This is a genomic window from Massilia consociata (genome assembly GCF_042432755.1).
GTDB classification, from domain to species: Bacteria; Pseudomonadota; Gammaproteobacteria; order Burkholderiales; family Burkholderiaceae_D; genus Telluria; species Telluria consociata.
Window position 1 is genome coordinate 116,858 of sequence record NZ_JBHLWP010000019.1, and the last position, 15,446, is coordinate 132,303.

A 15,446-nucleotide genomic window follows, 5' to 3' on the forward strand; every position below is an offset into this window, starting at 1 on the left:
CCATGCTCGACATTCCGGCACAGCCCAACGATGCGGAAGGCCGCCACACTGCCGAATACCTGCGCGTAAAAGGCCTGGCCGAGCATGGCGTGCCGAGCGCCCAGCACAGCCTGGGCTTCATGTACGCCAGCGGCCAGGGCGTGGCCCAGAACGACGAGATGGCGGTGGCCTGGTACCGCATGGCGGCCGCTTCCGGCCTGGAGCTGGCCCAGTACAACCTGGGCGTGATGTACCAGAAGGGCCAGGGGGTGGCGCAGGACCATGGCCAGGCCGCCTACTGGTACCGCCGCGCCGCCGAGCAGGGTTATGCACCGGCGCAGTACAACCTGGGCTGGCTGTATGCGAAAGGGCAGGGCGTGCCGAACGACGTGGCGCAGGCCTTGCACTGGTTCGGCGCGGCCGCCGACCAGGGCGAACCGGGCGCGCAGCACAACCTCGGCATGATGTACGAGACCGGCAAGGGCGTGGCGCAGGACATCGACACCGCCACCGCCTGGTATCGCCGCGCCGCCGAGCAGGGCTATGCGCGCTCGCAGTTCAGCCTGGCGCTGAGGAGCGATGGCGCGGCGGCCGTCGATTGGTTCCGCAAGGCTGCCGAGCAGGGCCATGCGCCGGCCCAGTTCAACCTCGGCCTGCGCTACGACAAGGGCCAGGACGTGCCGCAGGACAGCGAGCGCGCGATCCTGTGGTATGGCCGCGCCGCCGAACAGGGACACGCCAGCTCGCAGTTCAACCTGGCCTTGATCTACGACAGTGGCCACGGCGTGCCGCGCAACGAAGCGCTGGCGCTCACCTGGTACCGCCGCGCGGCGGAGCAGGGCCATGCCGGCGCCCAGGACAACCTCGGCGTGCGCTACGAACACGGCCAGGGCGTCGAACGCGACCCGAGCCAGGCCGCGCACTGGTACCGCCAGGCGGCCGAGCAGGGCATGCCCTCGGCCCAGTACCACCTCGCCCAGCTGATCGATGCCGGCAACGGCGTGCCGGCCGACCCCGAACAGGCGGTGCACTGGTACCGCAAGGCGGCCGAGCAGGGCCACCTGCGCGCGCAGTTCGACCTCGGCCTGCGTTATGAAAGCGGTGCCGGCGTGAAGCGGGACGAGGCGCAGGCGCTGGAGTGGTACCGCCGCGCCGCGCACCAGGGTTACGCGCCGGCGCAGTACATGGTCGGCACCTTGCTCGACCGTTTCGACGACCGCGATCCGGTGGAAGCGACCGGCTGGTTCCACAAGGCCGCCGACCAGGGGCACGCACTGGCGCAGTTCGAACTGGGCCTGCGCCACGACTGCGGCAAGGGCATCGAACGCGACTACGAAGCGGCGCACTTCTGGTACCTGTGCGCGGCGCGCCAGGGCCACGCGCGCGCGCAGTTCAACCTGGGTGTGATGTATTCGGCGGGGCAGGGCGTGCAGCGCGACCTGGTCGAGGCCTACGGGTGGCTGCAGCGGGCCGGCGCGGCGGGCGTGGATGCGGCGTCCAGCTACCTGAAGAAGATCGCGGGGCGCATGGAGCCGCAGTTGCTGGCGCAGGTACAAGGGGCTGTCTAGCACGTTCCGACCGCTCACGCGGGAGTTGAACGCATGGGCGAGAAACTCGCCCACCCTACAAACCCGCTCTACATATGCATCTACTACCTCTGGCGCAAACAGAAGGCTTATTGTAGGGTGGGCGGCTATGCCGCCCACGCGTCCGACCGGCGCGTGCTCGGACGGGACGCATACATACAACTACCCAGTCCACGAGACACCCATGAAAAAACTCGCCCTCCCATTACTGCTCGGTCTCGCAGCCGCAGCAGCGCTGCCTGCCCACGCCGCGGCACCGACCGCCGCCGCGCCCTTCAAGTTCGACCGCAAGGCCTACAGCATCGACCATAAGAAATTCGTGCTGCCCAACGGCCTGACCCTGCTGGTCCACACCGACCACAGCGTGCCGGTGGTCGGCGTGAACATGTGGTACCACGTCGGCTCGCGCAACGAGAAGCGCGGCAAGACCGGTTTCGCGCACCTGTTCGAGCACTTCTTCTTCAACGGCTCCGAGAACTACCCGCACGGCTTCCGCGAGGCGATGGACGACCTCGGCGCGAACAACCGCAACGGCACCACCAACACCGACCGCACCAACTTCTTCGAAGACGTGCCGGTGTCGGCGCTCGAGCGCACGCTGTTCCTCGAATCGGACCGCATGGGCTTCCTCGGCAACTACATCTCGAAGGAGATGCTCGAGCGCGAGCGCGGCGTGGTGCAGAACGAGAAGCGCCAGGGCGAGAACCAGCCGTATGGCCGCGTGCGCATGGAAATATCAAGCAAGATGTACCCGTATTCGCACCCGTACTCGTGGTCGACGATCGGCTACATGGAAGACCTGCAGGCTGCCTCGCTGGACGACATCAAAGAGTGGTACCGCACCTATTACGGCCCGAACAACGCCGTGATCTCGCTGGCCGGCGACATCACGCCGGAACGCGCCTACGAGCTGGTCAACAAATACTTCGGTGCGATCCCGCCGGGCCCGCCGCTGCCGCGTACGGAAAAATGGATCCCGCAGCTGGACCGCAATATCCGCGACGAGATGGACGACCACGTGCCGCAGGTGCGCATCTACCGCAGCTGGCATACCTCGACGTGGAAGGACGCCGACACCCAGCGCCTGAACCTGCTGGCCGGCGTGCTGGCCGGCTCGAAGAGCGCGCGCCTGGACAAGCGCCTGGTCTACGAAAAGGGGCTGGCCACCAACGTCGGCGCCTACGTCAACGACGCCGAGCTGGGCGGCACCTTCAACCTGATCGTCACCGTCAAGCCGGGCGCCGATCCCCTGGAAGTCGAACGCGAGATGGACCGTGTGATGGCCGAGCTGCTGGACAAGGGCCCGACCGGCGCCGAGCTGCAGCGCGTGAAGACGCGCGAACTGGCCGATTTTTCGCGCAGCCTGGAGCGCCTGGGCGGCTTCGGCGGCCGCTCCGACGTGCTGGCCGAGAGCATGACCTACGGCGGCAAGCCGGACGCCTACCTCGACCGCCTCGAAGTCTATGCCACCAGCACCCCGGCCCAGGTCAAGGACGCCGCCAACCGCTGGCTGCGTGCCAACCACTACACGATGACGGTCAAGCCGGCGCCGAAGCTGGCGGCCGTGAAATCGACCCTCGACCGCAAGAAGCTGCCGGCGCTGGGCGAGGCCCCGGACGTAAGCTTCCCGGCGCTGCAGCGTGCGCAGCTGAAGAACGGACTGAAGGTCGTGCTGCTCGAACGCCACTCGGCCCCGATCGTCAACGTGGCGCTGGCGGTGGACGCCGGCGCCGCCTCGGACAGCAGCGCCAAGGCCGGCGCCGCCTCGCTTGCGCTCGACCTGCTCGACAAGGGCACGAAGACGCGCGACGCATTCGCACTGTCGGACGCGCTGGAAAACCTGGGCGCACGCCTGTCCGCCGGCACCACCCAGGACATGTCGTTGGTGCGCCTGCAGGCGACCAGCGCCAACCTGGCGCCGTCCCTCGGCCTGATGGCCGAGGCCGCGCTGGCGCCGAGCTTCCCGCAAGACCAGTTCGCGCTCTCGAAGAGCCGCCGGGTCGCGCAGATCGGCCAGGAAAAGGCGCAGCCGAACAGCCTGGCGCTGCGCCTGGTGCCGTCCTTGCTGTACGGCCCGGAGCATGCCTACGGCAAGCCGGCATCCGGTTTCGAGGGCAGCGTGCAGGCGCTCACCCGCGACGACCTGACGGCATGGCACGCCACCTGGTTCAAGCCCGGCAGCGCCACCATCGTCGTCGCCGGCGACACCACCATGGACAAGCTGCTGCCGGCACTGGAAGCGAGCTTCGGCAAGTGGCAGCAGGGCACGGCGCCCGCCAAGAAGATGGCGGTCGTGCCGCCGACCCGGGGCAAGCGCCTGATCCTGGTGGACAAGCCGGACGCGCCGCAGTCGACCATCGTCGCCACCCACGTGTCGCAGGCCTACGGCCAGCCGGAAGACCTGGCGATGGAGCCGGTGATGACGAACTTCGGCGGCATGGCGACTTCGCGCCTGAACCGCAACCTGCGCCTGGACAAGCACTGGAGCTACGGCACCAGCGCCCGCCTGTCGGAAGTCCGCGGCCAGCGCCCCTTCGTCGTCGTCGCCCCGGTGCAGACCGACAAGACGATCGAGGCGATGAAGGAAGTGCAGAAGGAGCTGCGCGGCGTGGCGGGTGAACGTCCGCTGGTGGGGACCGAGTACGAGAGCATCATGCGCAACATGACGGCGCGCCTGCCGGGCCGCTTCGCCACCCTGGACGCGCTGGAGTCGGCCGGGCTGTCCACCGTGAACCTGGGGCTGGCGGACGACTACTGGAGCAAGTACGCGGCGGGCGTGCGCGCGCTCACCCCGCAGCAGCTGGGTGCGGCCTCCGGCAAGTTCATCAAGCCGGACGAAGTCGTGTGGATGGTGATCGGCGACCTGCGCAAGATCGAGGCGGGCGTGCGCTCGCTGGGTTGGGGCGAGGTGACCGTGGTGGATGCGGACGGGAAGCCGATTCGTTGATTTTCTGCGTCTGATCTTACTGTAAAGGAAAGCCCGGTTTCTAACCGGACTTTTTTTACGTTCGTTTCTGCGCTGGGGAATTGGATCCCGGCCTTCGCCGGGATGACGGTTTTAAGGCTAGTGGAGTTGAAGAGGCCCTAACATTAGGTACGCTGCCAAAGCACGTCATTCCCGCGCAGGCGGGAACCCAATTTAAGCGTGCAAACTGACCCGCCTTCTTGCACCACCTGTCCCAACTTTGAACCGCCAACAAGCCCGCACACTTGACCCCATCCGCCCTGTGCATACGCGTGCGATAGTATACTGTATGCCCATACAGTTCAATGCGTGCGATGGAACTCAACGACAAACTGGAAATCCTGGCCGACGCCGCGAAATACGACGCCTCCTGCGCCAGCAGCGGCGCGCCGAAACGCGGTTCCGAAGGCCAGGACGGCCTCGGCGCCACCACCGGCATGGGCATCTGCCACAGCTATACGCCGGACGGCCGCTGCGTGTCGCTTCTAAAAATCCTGCTCACCAACTTCTGCATCTACGACTGCCAGTACTGCATCAACCGCCGCACGTCCAACGTGCCGCGCGCCCGCTTCTCGGTCGAGGAAGTGGTCAAGCTCACGCATGATTTTTATATCCGCAACTACATCGACGGCCTGTTCCTGAGCTCGGGCATCATCCAGTCGGCAGACTACACGATGGAGCAGCTGGTGGCGGTGGCGCGCCAGCTGCGCGAAGTGCATCAGTTCCGCGGCTACATCCACCTCAAGACCATCCCCGACGCCGACCCGCTTCTCATCGCCGAGGCCGGACGCTGGGCCGACCGCCTGTCCGTCAACATCGAGCTGCCTACCCACGACAGCGTGACCCGCCTGGCGCCGGAAAAGAACGTCCACACGATCAAGCTGGCAATGGGCTCGATCCGGCGCAAGCTCGACGAAAAGCTTGAAGAGCCGAAGGCGCCGTCGTTCGCCCCGGCCGGGCAGAGCACGCAGATGATCGTCGGCGCCGACGCCAGCGACGACCATACCATCCTGAACACGGCCGAGACGCTGTACGGCAGCTACAAACTCAAGCGCGTGTACTACTCGGCCTTCAGCCCGATTCCGCACAGCCCGAAGAGCGTGCCGCTGGCGCCGCCGCCGCTGCTGCGCGAGCACCGCCTGTACCAGGCCGACTTCTTGTTGCGCGGCTACGGCTTCACGGCGGGCGAACTGATGCCGCAGTCCGGCAACCTGGCGCTCGACGTCGACCCCAAGCTGGCCTGGGCCCTGGACAACCGCGAGCATTTCCCGCTCGACCTGAACCGCGCCGACGAGACGATGATCGCGCGCGTGCCCGGCATCGGCATCCGCAACGCCAAACGCATCGTCGACCTGCGCCGCATCCGCCGCATCCGCTGGGAAGACCTGTCGCGCCTGCGCTGCAGCATGAAGAAGCTCGCGCCCTTCATCGTCACGGCCGACTACAAGCCGGCGCAAGGAGCGGCCAGCTCCCACCTCCTGCGGCGCCACCTGGCCGACGCCCCCGAGCAGATGAACCTGTGGCCGGAGCTGCAGGCGGCATGAACCCCGACGCCACCACCGATGCTGTCGTCAACGGCCAGCCACTGGCGGTGACGAGTTTCGCCGAATGGCGCGACGCCGCGCGCGCGCTGTTGCAGGCCGGCGTGCCGCCCGAGGCGGTGAGCTGGGGCAGGCCAGGGGGAGAGGACCTGTTCTCGGGTGCGCCGGCTCCTGCCGGGCCAGACCATAATGCAGGCAATCCGTTGCAAACAACGCATTCGGCAAGACCGCCGGCACCACGCTTGCCGCGCTCGCTGATGGAGATGCTGCAGACCGCCGCCTGCTACCGCGACCCGGATCGCTGGGCTTTTCTCTACCGCGTGGTGTGGCGCTGGACGCAGGGCGAGCACGACGTGCAGTCACCCGCCGACCCGGACGGCGCGCGCCTGCACGGCATGGTGAAGGCGGTGCGCCGCGAGGAGCACGACATGCATGCCTACATCCGATTCCGCGAGCGCCCGGTCGAGGCAGGCGCCCCGCGTTTCGTCGCCTGGTTCGAGCCGCGCCACGACGTGCTGCCGCAGGTGGCCGAACACTTCGTTGCCCGCATGGGCAAGACCAGCTGGATGATTGCCACGCCCGAGGCCAGCGTGCTGTGGGACGGCGCCAGCCTGCATCACACCGGCCCGCTGATGTCGAGCGCGGCCGACCTGGATGACGCTGGCGAAGCGCTCTGGCTCACCTACTACCGCAGCATCTTCAACCCGGCGCGCGTCAATGCCCAGCTGATGCAGAGCCACATCCCGTCGCGCTTCTGGAAGAACCTGCCCGAAGGCGCGATCGTGCCTTCCATGGTGAGCCAGGCCGAACTCGGCGCGCGCAAGATCGGACAGGTACAAACAGTGGGCCGCAGGAGCGGCGCCACGATCCCGATCACGCCCGAGGCCGCCCAGCCGGACCGCGAGCAACCCTCGAAGATCGACGAATGTCGGCGCTGCGAGCTGTGGCAGTTCGCCACTCAGGGCGTCGGCGGCGAAGGACCGAAGCGGGCTCCCATCATGGTCGTGGGCGAGCAGCCGGGCGACCAGGAAGACCTGGCCGGCAAGCCTTTCGTCGGCCCGGCCGGCAAGTTGCTCGACCGCGTCTTCGCCCAGGCCGAAGTCGACCGCCAGTCCGTCTACCTCACTAACGCGGTAAAGCACTTCAAGTGGGAGCCGCGTGGCAAGCGCCGCCTGCACAAGACCCCGGTCCAGCGCGAGATCGAGGCCTGCCATTACTGGCTCGAAAAAGAGCTGGCGGCCGTGAAACCGAAGGTCATCGTGGCGATGGGCGCCACCGCGCTCAAGTCGGTGCTGCGCCGGGCCACCGTCACACTCAAGGACACCTTGGGCAAGCCGATCCGCCACGACGGCGCCTGGGTAGTGACGATCTACCACCCTTCGTACGTGCTGCGCGTGCCCGACGAAGCGGCCAAGCAGGAGGCGTTCTCGCTCATGGTCAAAGGATTGAAGCTGGCGCAGGAGCTGATCGAGCGGCCCGACGTGCCGGAACCCGAATGAAATTGCCGGAATTGCCGAGTGTTGCGCCAGTGACGCAGAAAGGTAAAAAATCTCGTTATCGAACTCGTCACATTTTCGAGAATATTCACAATTGTCTCGTAGAATTTCCGTACGGCATTAATTGCTGAGCGAGCGGAGCCGCATGCGTGTCTCCGCCGGATACCTGCGAGACAACCATGACTTCCCTGTTTTTCCGGCTCCTGCCGGCCTTTCCACTGGTGGCGGCCATGTCCGCCGTCCAGGCTGGCGGTGACGATACCGCCGGCGCCACGCCTGCTTTCACCGCCACGGTCACGCTGGGCTCGCAGTACGTGTCACGCGGCATGCGCCAGAGCTGGGGGCGTCCCGCGCTGCAGGCAGGCCTCGACTACGCTCACCCGAGCGGCTGGTCCTTCGGCACCTGGGCCTCCACCGTCAGCGACCGCTTCATCGAAGGCGGCCGTGTCGAATGGGACCTGTACGGCGGCTACGCCGGCACGCTCGGGCCGCTGGATGTCAGCCTGAGCATCATGCATTACCGCTATCCGGGCGCCCGCATCGAGGCCAGCGGCACCCGGTACGACTACACCGAACTGGTGCCCGGCCTGGGCTTCAAGTCCTTCTACGCGAAGTACTACCGCACCGTGTCGCGCGATTTCTTCGGCATTGCCAACGCCCGCGGCACCGGTTACCTCGACATCGGCGTCAACCACGACCTGGGCGGCGGGGTGACGCTCAACCTGCACGCCGGTGACGGCCGCGTGGCCGGCCCCGGCAATGCCATGTGGGGCTGGCGCGACGCCAAGGCGGGCGCGACCAAGGGTTTTGACAGTGGCTGGAGCATCGCCGCCGCTTACACGCGCGCCTGGGGCGCTACCGACGCCTACGACCGCTACACCACGGGCGTGCCGCGCGCCGACGGCGCCATCGCCTATTCCAACCCCGCCAAGGGCACGTTCGCGGTGAGCGTGGCCCGCAGCTTCTGATAACGAGAGAGACGACCATGAACGATCAACCAGCCGCGCGCGGCGCGCGGCGTTTTTCCCTGTCCCTGAGCGCCAAGATCTGCGTCACCGCCACCGTGCTGGTGGTGGCCAGCATGGGCGTGACTTCGGCCTTCATCGCCGTCAAGAACAGCGCCAGTGCCGAGGAAGCGGCCATGCGCCAGGCGCGCACGGTGGCGCAGGAGGCATCGGCGCTGCTCAAGGGCCGCATCGCCGCCAACCTGTCCACGGTCGAAAGCGTGGCCACGGTGCTGGAGGCAACGCAGAGCGCCGACAAGGCGATGACGCGCGAGCAGGTCGACGAACTGGTGCGCGCCACGCTGGTGGGCGCGCAGGACTTCATCGGCACCTCGGCTGTCTACGAGCCGGATGGGCTGGACGGCCGGGACGCCGAGTTCGCCGGCCAGCAACCGCTGTATGACGCCAGCGGCCGCTACATGCCGTACTGGACACGCACCCCGGACGGCAAGATCAATGTCGAGCCAATGGTGTTTGCCGCAAGCGGCAACGACTGGTACGACATACCGAAGGCCACCGGCCGCGCCCATTTCACCGAGCCGTTTCCGTACCCGGTCAACGGCAAGGACGTGCTGATGGCATCGGTGATCGCCCCCATCATGGTGAACGGCCAGTTCAAGGGCATTGTCAGCGGCGACTTCCAGCTCACCACCCTCGGCGCCATGCTGGCCGAGATGCAGGTCATGGAGCAGGGCGCGCTGGCGCTGGTCTCGAACGGCGGCCTGTACGCCAGCAACAAGGATCACACCCGCAACGGCAAGAAGGCCGACGACCTGCCGGCCGCGGCGCTGGAAGCGGTCAGGCAGGGCAAGCCCTATGAGTACATCGACGCCCAGGGCACCGTTCATCTGCTGCAGCCGCTGCGCATCTCCCCGGACATCGCGCCGTGGGCCATCTCGCTGACCTTCCCGCACAGCGTGGCGGTCGCGCCGGCGCGCGAACTGGCCGGCTATGCGGCGCTGGTCTCGCTGCTGTGCGCCGTGGTCGCCGTGTTCGTGATGGTGGCGGTGCAGCGCCGCCTGACCCGTCCGCTGCGCGTGCTGGGCCACGCCATGACCGACCTGGCGGGCGGCAACGCCGACCTGAGCGCGCGCCTGGCCGTGCGCGGCAACGACGAGCTGGCCGAAATCGCCCGTGGTTTCAATACCTTCGTGGCCAAGATCCAGGACGTGCTGGCACGCGTGCGCACCAGCTCCGAGGCCGTGGCCGTCGCGTCGAATGAAATCCGCCAGGGCAATGCCGACCTGTCGGTACGCACCGAGCAGCAGGCCGGCGCACTGGAGGAAACCGCGGCCTCGATGGAAGAACTGAACGGCACCGTCAAGCAGAACGCGGACAATGCGCGCCAGGCCAACCAGCTGGCCGGATCGGCCAGCGACATCGCCTCGCGTGGCGGCGACGTGGTGGCCCAGGTCGTTGACACCATGGCTGCGATCAGCGAGTCCTCGAAGAAGGTGGTCGACATCATCGGCGTCATCGACGGCATCGCCTTCCAGACCAACATCCTGGCCCTGAACGCCGCGGTGGAGGCGGCGCGCGCCGGCGAGCAGGGCCGCGGCTTCGCGGTGGTGGCGACCGAGGTGCGCAACCTCGCCCAGCGCAGCGCCGCCGCCGCCAGGGAGATCAAGGCCCTGATCGGCGACTCGGTCGACAAGGTCAGCACCGGCACCATGCTGGTCGAGGAAGCCGGCAAGACGATGGAGGACGTGGTGGCCAGCGTGCGCCGCGTGAGCGACATCGTGGCCGAGATCAGCGCGGCCAGCAGCGAGCAGAGCACCGGCATCGGCCAGGTCAACCAGGCCATCGTGCAGATGGACGGCGTGACCCAGCAGAATGCGGCCCTGGTCGAGGAAGCGGCGGCGGCGGCGGAAAGCCTGCAGCAGCAGGCGGCCACCCTGGTGGCGCTGGTGGGCGAGTTCCGGATCGACAGCGACGCCCGCGTGGAGCCGGTTGCCCGCCTGGCCGACCTGGCGCCGACGCCGGCGCGCCTGGGTATGCAGGCTGCATGAAAGTCTTGCCTGCAGCGGGGATTAAGCAGTCGTTAAGGGGCGGTTTGTATTGACGGGTTAAGCTTGACGGACAATCAATAACAAGGATGTCCTGATGCTCAAACGTGCAATCTTCCCGGCCCTGTGTCTTTCCTCGCTGTGCCAGTTTTTCCTGGCGGCTCCATCCTGGGGCCAGGCGGCCGAGCCGGCGCCCGCGCCGGCAGCGGCTTCGGCAGAGGCTTTGGCCGACGCCGCGCCGGCGGCGCCGGAACAGATCCTGGTCGTCGGCCAGAAGCCGGGCCCGGGCATGTGGAAGGTGACGAAGGGCGAGCACGTGCTGTGGATCTTCGGCACCTATTCGCCGCTGCCGGTCAAGATGCAGTGGCGCTCGCACGAAGTCGAAGCGGTCATCGCGCGTTCGCAGGAATATCTGGCGCCGCCCTTCGGGAAGGTCGAGGTGGGCTACCTCAAGGGCGCCCTGATGCTGCCTTCGCTCATTGGCGTGAACAAGATTCCCGATGGCGGAACCCTGCGCGACGTGTTGCCGGCAGACGTCTATGCGCGCTGGCTGCCGATGAAGGCTAGGTACCTGCCGGAGAACGACGAGCGCGAGCGGCCGATCTTCGTATCCAATGCACTGTTTACGGCCGCCATGAAGGAGGCCGGCCTCACCACCAGCACCGATGTGCGCAAGCAGGTCGAAAAGCTTGTCGACGACAGGAAGCTGAAGGTGACCAAGTCCACCCTCGTGCTGCCGGTGGATAACCCACGGCAGATCGTCAAGGACTTCAAGAAGTCGCAGCTCGACGATGCCGCCTGCCTGGCCTCGACGATCGCTCGCCTGGAAACCGACATCGACGCGATGCGCCTGCGCGCCAACGCCTGGGCCAGGGGCGACATCGAGGGCATCCGCAAGCTCGACTTCGCGGACAACGAAAAGAGCTGCCGCGACGTGATCCGCAACAGCGCCGCGGTGCGCGACAACCCGACTTTCCAGTCGGCCGAGCCGCGCCTGCAGGCGATGTGGCTGGCCGCGGCGGAGAACGCGCTGGAGAAGAACGTGTCCACCTTCGCCGTGTTGTCGATGCGGGAGATCCTCGACCCGAAAGGCCTGGTGGCCATGCTGGCAGCCAAGGGCTACAAGGTCGAGCAGCCCGAATAGAGGCCGTCATGTTGATGCAGCGCGAATGCCGGGCAGGGAGGCGTTTTCGCGTTGCATTGGGAATTTGTCAAAGCACCGCAAACGCGCGTAGAATGCAGGCAACGCGGGTGTAGCTCAATTTATATAAGATGAAATCTGTTCACTGAAGCCCCGCTCGATTTACCTTCTTCCTTAACATCTCCCTCTCAAGACTTTCAATCGCGATGTAACGAACGCGCCCATTCACATTTCGCTTTTGCGTGATGTGCAAGACCAAAAATCGTTCAGTAACGGTACGTTATCATTGCTACATCACGCCCTTCTGCCTTAAGATTGTTCATCGAATTTTCATGATGAGCAAACGTAATGATCACTGTTGTCACCGCTGTAGAGTTGCCGACGGACCATCCCATGCGAGCATGGGCCTTGCCTAACGGCTTCCCTATGCTCGTCGACGCCGCATCTCAGCAGCTCATCGAACCTGCTCTGCACTATCTCGCAGCGAAACATTTGGACCACAAAGGGAAGCGTAAGTGGAATGCTAAGGCAGCTAATACAACTGCAGCGGAAGCCTATGACTTGCGTTGTTGGTTTGATTTCTTACAAAACGTCGAGACGGGACCAAATACGTTTGGAAAAGCTTGGGATTTAGCTAACGAGAATGACTACGTCGAATATCGAGATCAACTTCATGATCTGATTAGCAATGTCACTCACCGCCCCCTCCAAGATAGTACGATCCGAAGAAGGCAAATTACGGTTGAAGCTTTTTATAAGTTCGCTATCGGCCGGGGTATCTATTTCGGCGATTTTTTGAAAACTAAAGTAAGGAAAGGGCGAACTCGGCCAGCCAATTCTGATGTCCTACGGCATACTCATAACGGACAGCAAGATGATAGTTATGTATCTGCTTATCGCGAGGAAGTCGGGCCCAGTGGCGTAATTCGAGCTCTTACCGAAATTGAGTGGCAACATGTGAAGCGAGAATTAGGACCTATGCCCAGCGAAGCGCGCGCAGGGGAATTAACTAAATCGCGCGATCGCTTGGCATCAGAGTTAAGCTGTAGTACTGGGCTTAGGGTCGACGAAGTTTCGAAACTTACTCCCAATGACGTCTTTAACCTTGACAGTCATTGGCGCCGTCTGTCTCAAGATGGCCGAGATAGCGGCTATATTCCTCTTGTGGTGACGAAAACAAAGCGATTAAAGCCAAGAACAATTTTAGTTCCAGCATATTTAGTGCCAGAGCTTATTGCGTATGTTGAGGGAGAGCGTAAAGCCGCAGTTAACGCAGGCAGAGCCTATGCGAAAACAAAAGGACTAGTATTTAGGGAACCCAAGACTTTATTTGTGAACCACAATAATGCTGGCCACAATGCAGGCAAGGCGATTCGTCCACAGACTTTGTCCTATGCATTCAGCTCGGCATGTCGCGCTGCTGGTCTACTCACACGAGTCGAGAATCTAGACCCAGAAACGATGCAGTCTTATAACCAGATGGTTTCGTCTCACTCGTTCCACGACCTTCGGCATACATTTGCTGTTTGGAAATATTTCGCTTTAATTGCTGAAAAAGATGCAGAGCCTTGGAAAGAAATTCAGATTTTACTAGGACATGCGCAGCTTAGTACTACGACAGATCTTTATTTACATGTTTGCGCCATAGAAAAAGCGAGAATCGGTAAAAAGGTCATGCAGGCAACAAGAAAGCTTGGCGGCGTTCACAATGCCTAAGAAATTTACTCAAAGCGCCTTTGCCCGAATGCGGCTACAGGCTGCATCAAAAGATAATATTACGTCAATCGTCGAAAAGCGTGTAAATAAAAAAGCTCGGGTCGAACATGATGTAGTTAAAGGCGAACTTCTGCTGTACTGGCCGGATACCGCGGCGCGTCACGGTGTCGCCGTAATTGATGCCTCTCGTCTGCTCAAATTTCCAGCATTAGCAAATCCGTTTGCAAATGCGCTTCTAAATGCTGGAAAGCCCAGGCTTTGGGAAACTTCAACACTTAGAAAAAAACTCGGAGATGTATATCGCTATTTCTATTCATTTCTTGATGCTGAGAAAATGATGATTACCTGCGCGAGCGATATCAGTACTATTCTGATCAACGCATACATTCGCTGGCTAGAACGTGCCCCCAATGGCAGGAGTTCATTGGCCGTGTCAACGAGAGACGGGGCAATGACTACGTTGCGCATGCTTATTGACGGCCTCAGAAACACACCGTGGGGGAAGGATATTCCAGAAGATCTTGAGGTGCGAACTAATATTTGGTCCGGACAAGCGCCGGTAGCAGGTAAAAAAGCGTCGCCAATTCCACACGAAGACTTTGCACGCATTTATCAAACATGCATCAAGGAAATGGAAGCTATTTCTACTGATGTAAGGAGTATGCGCGAACAAATGTGCGCTTCGTCGAATAATAAAATAGTATTCGTCGATACAAGGCGCGAGCGTGAGGAACTTGCAGTGCAAAATCATGGCCTGAGTTATGGGAAAGTTCCAAATATCTATCGAAATATAGGGTTAGTGCTAGCGACGCTTCGTCATCGTTACCCGAGTGGTCTTTTCTCATTGCAACAACTGGCGGATGACCGATCAGATCCTTCGTTAGCTAAGGCGATCTCGCGATATCATGGAGGGCTGAGAAGAGTATCTCGATGTTTCTATCCAACGGCTCGAGACCTGATCCCTTTCTTAAACATACTAGCGATTCATTTCGAATCTAATTTGGAAACAATTCTCGCTAGCAATATCGATGACTATCTGATTCGAACTAACGAAGTCGGTCAGATAGAACTGGTAGCCGTTCCTTCGCAAACTCATGATGTAGCAGAACATTTTGAGGAAGAAGACCAGGACGCTGGCAGTTACATAATATCGAGACCTCGAAAAAAACGTGCTAAAGGTCGGCGTCAAGTGCAGGTTCGGCCAGCGACGGACGATATCGATAACCCGGCGAGCATCTATAAATTTCTAATTGATTGGACGCGCGGCATCCGGCCACTGGTTGAACCTAGATTCCGAAACAGGCTTGCCATATTTTTTAGCGCCTGTTCGAGGAGCGGTGACGTTCCAAGAGGATTTGATGGATATGAAGGTACCTGCGGTAGTGACACCAGTTTTGATCTCGCATACGCCTCGTTCTTTCGAGAAAACAACCTTACTCATCATTCGTTCAAGAAATTCAGAGTGACTGGATTGGACATCACAGACGTATTATTTTCGGGAGACATCCGGGCAAAGCAGGCTGCGGGAAATCATACTGACCCGGATGTAACCTACAAAAGCTATACCACGGGAAATCAAATGGCACGTGGAGATGAGGTGCTCGGTGAGGTTCGTTTGCTTAATGAGCGGTGGCGTATATCTAAGGGCAAAATCGATCCGCGGAAGAAGCCGCCGAAGTCAGACCTGGGTTCGGCAACGCCAGGGTGGCAATGCGTCGACCCTTTTGATTCTCCGATTGGTCAGAAAGACAAACTGTGTGATGAGTATGGGCAATGTCCGATTTGCCCTCATGGCTCGCTTGACTTGAGCAGTCCTTATGCTTGTGCTCAAGCATATAATTTGCTTGCTGCAATCGACGAAGCATCAGGCGACTTAGCCCCACAAGCATGGCTGGAAAGATGGTTGCCAATTAAGAACGCAATTCTCGAACTATGGCTTCCGGAATTCTCAAATGATGTTTATATTAAAGCTAGAGAGTATAGGTTAAACCCTCTGCCTCCTTTGGAATAAA

The 15,446-nt window shown here is 62.2% G+C and carries 9 protein-coding genes; all 9 read left to right on the top strand.

The window, feature by feature from the left end:
- Window positions 1-2: 2 nt before the first annotated feature.
- The 9 genes from ACFFJK_RS20005 (at window position 3) to ACFFJK_RS20045 (ending at window position 15,445) form a co-directional block, all read left to right on the top strand.
- Window positions 3-1,547 carry a tetratricopeptide repeat protein gene (locus ACFFJK_RS20005; RefSeq protein WP_379681440.1) on the top strand — a complete coding sequence of 515 codons (1,545 nt, stop codon included), beginning with the start codon at window positions 3-5 and terminating at the stop codon, window positions 1,545-1,547.
- A gap of 202 nt (window positions 1,548-1,749) precedes the next feature.
- Window positions 1,750-4,512 (top strand): M16 family metallopeptidase, encoded by a 2,763-nt coding sequence (locus ACFFJK_RS20010; protein WP_379681441.1) that lies wholly within the window; start codon window positions 1,750-1,752, stop codon window positions 4,510-4,512.
- A gap of 332 nt (window positions 4,513-4,844) precedes the next feature.
- Window positions 4,845-6,074: a putative DNA modification/repair radical SAM protein gene (locus tag ACFFJK_RS20015; RefSeq protein WP_379681442.1), complete on the top strand. Its 1,230-nt coding sequence runs from the start codon at window positions 4,845-4,847 to the stop codon at window positions 6,072-6,074.
- Entirely contained in the window at window positions 6,071-7,570 is a 1,500-nt protein-coding gene (locus ACFFJK_RS20020) for a UdgX family uracil-DNA binding protein (RefSeq protein WP_379681443.1), read from the top strand. Before ACFFJK_RS20015 ends, ACFFJK_RS20020 begins: the two co-directional genes overlap by 4 nt.
- Window positions 7,571-7,746: 176 nt before the next feature.
- A complete protein-coding gene (locus ACFFJK_RS20025; protein ID WP_379681444.1) occupies window positions 7,747-8,535 on the top strand; it encodes a TorF family putative porin in 789 nt (262 codons plus the stop codon).
- Between the two features lie 17 nt (window positions 8,536-8,552).
- The gene (locus ACFFJK_RS20030) at window positions 8,553-10,580 is read left to right on the top strand and encodes a methyl-accepting chemotaxis protein (RefSeq protein WP_379681445.1); all 2,028 of its coding nucleotides are present in this window, start codon (window positions 8,553-8,555) and stop codon (window positions 10,578-10,580) included.
- 94 nt (window positions 10,581-10,674) lie between these two features.
- On the top strand, window positions 10,675-11,721 hold the full coding sequence (locus ACFFJK_RS20035; protein ID WP_379681446.1) for a TraB/GumN family protein: 1,047 nt from the start codon (window positions 10,675-10,677) through the stop codon (window positions 11,719-11,721).
- A gap of 345 nt (window positions 11,722-12,066) precedes the next feature.
- Window positions 12,067-13,434 carry a tyrosine-type recombinase/integrase gene (locus tag ACFFJK_RS20040; protein WP_379681447.1) on the top strand — a complete coding sequence of 456 codons (1,368 nt, stop codon included), beginning with the start codon at window positions 12,067-12,069 and terminating at the stop codon, window positions 13,432-13,434.
- Window positions 13,427-15,445: a hypothetical protein gene (locus ACFFJK_RS20045; RefSeq protein ID WP_281910916.1), complete on the top strand. Its 2,019-nt coding sequence runs from the start codon at window positions 13,427-13,429 to the stop codon at window positions 15,443-15,445. Before ACFFJK_RS20040 ends, ACFFJK_RS20045 begins: the two co-directional genes overlap by 8 nt.
- Window position 15,446: the final 1 nt, after the last annotated feature.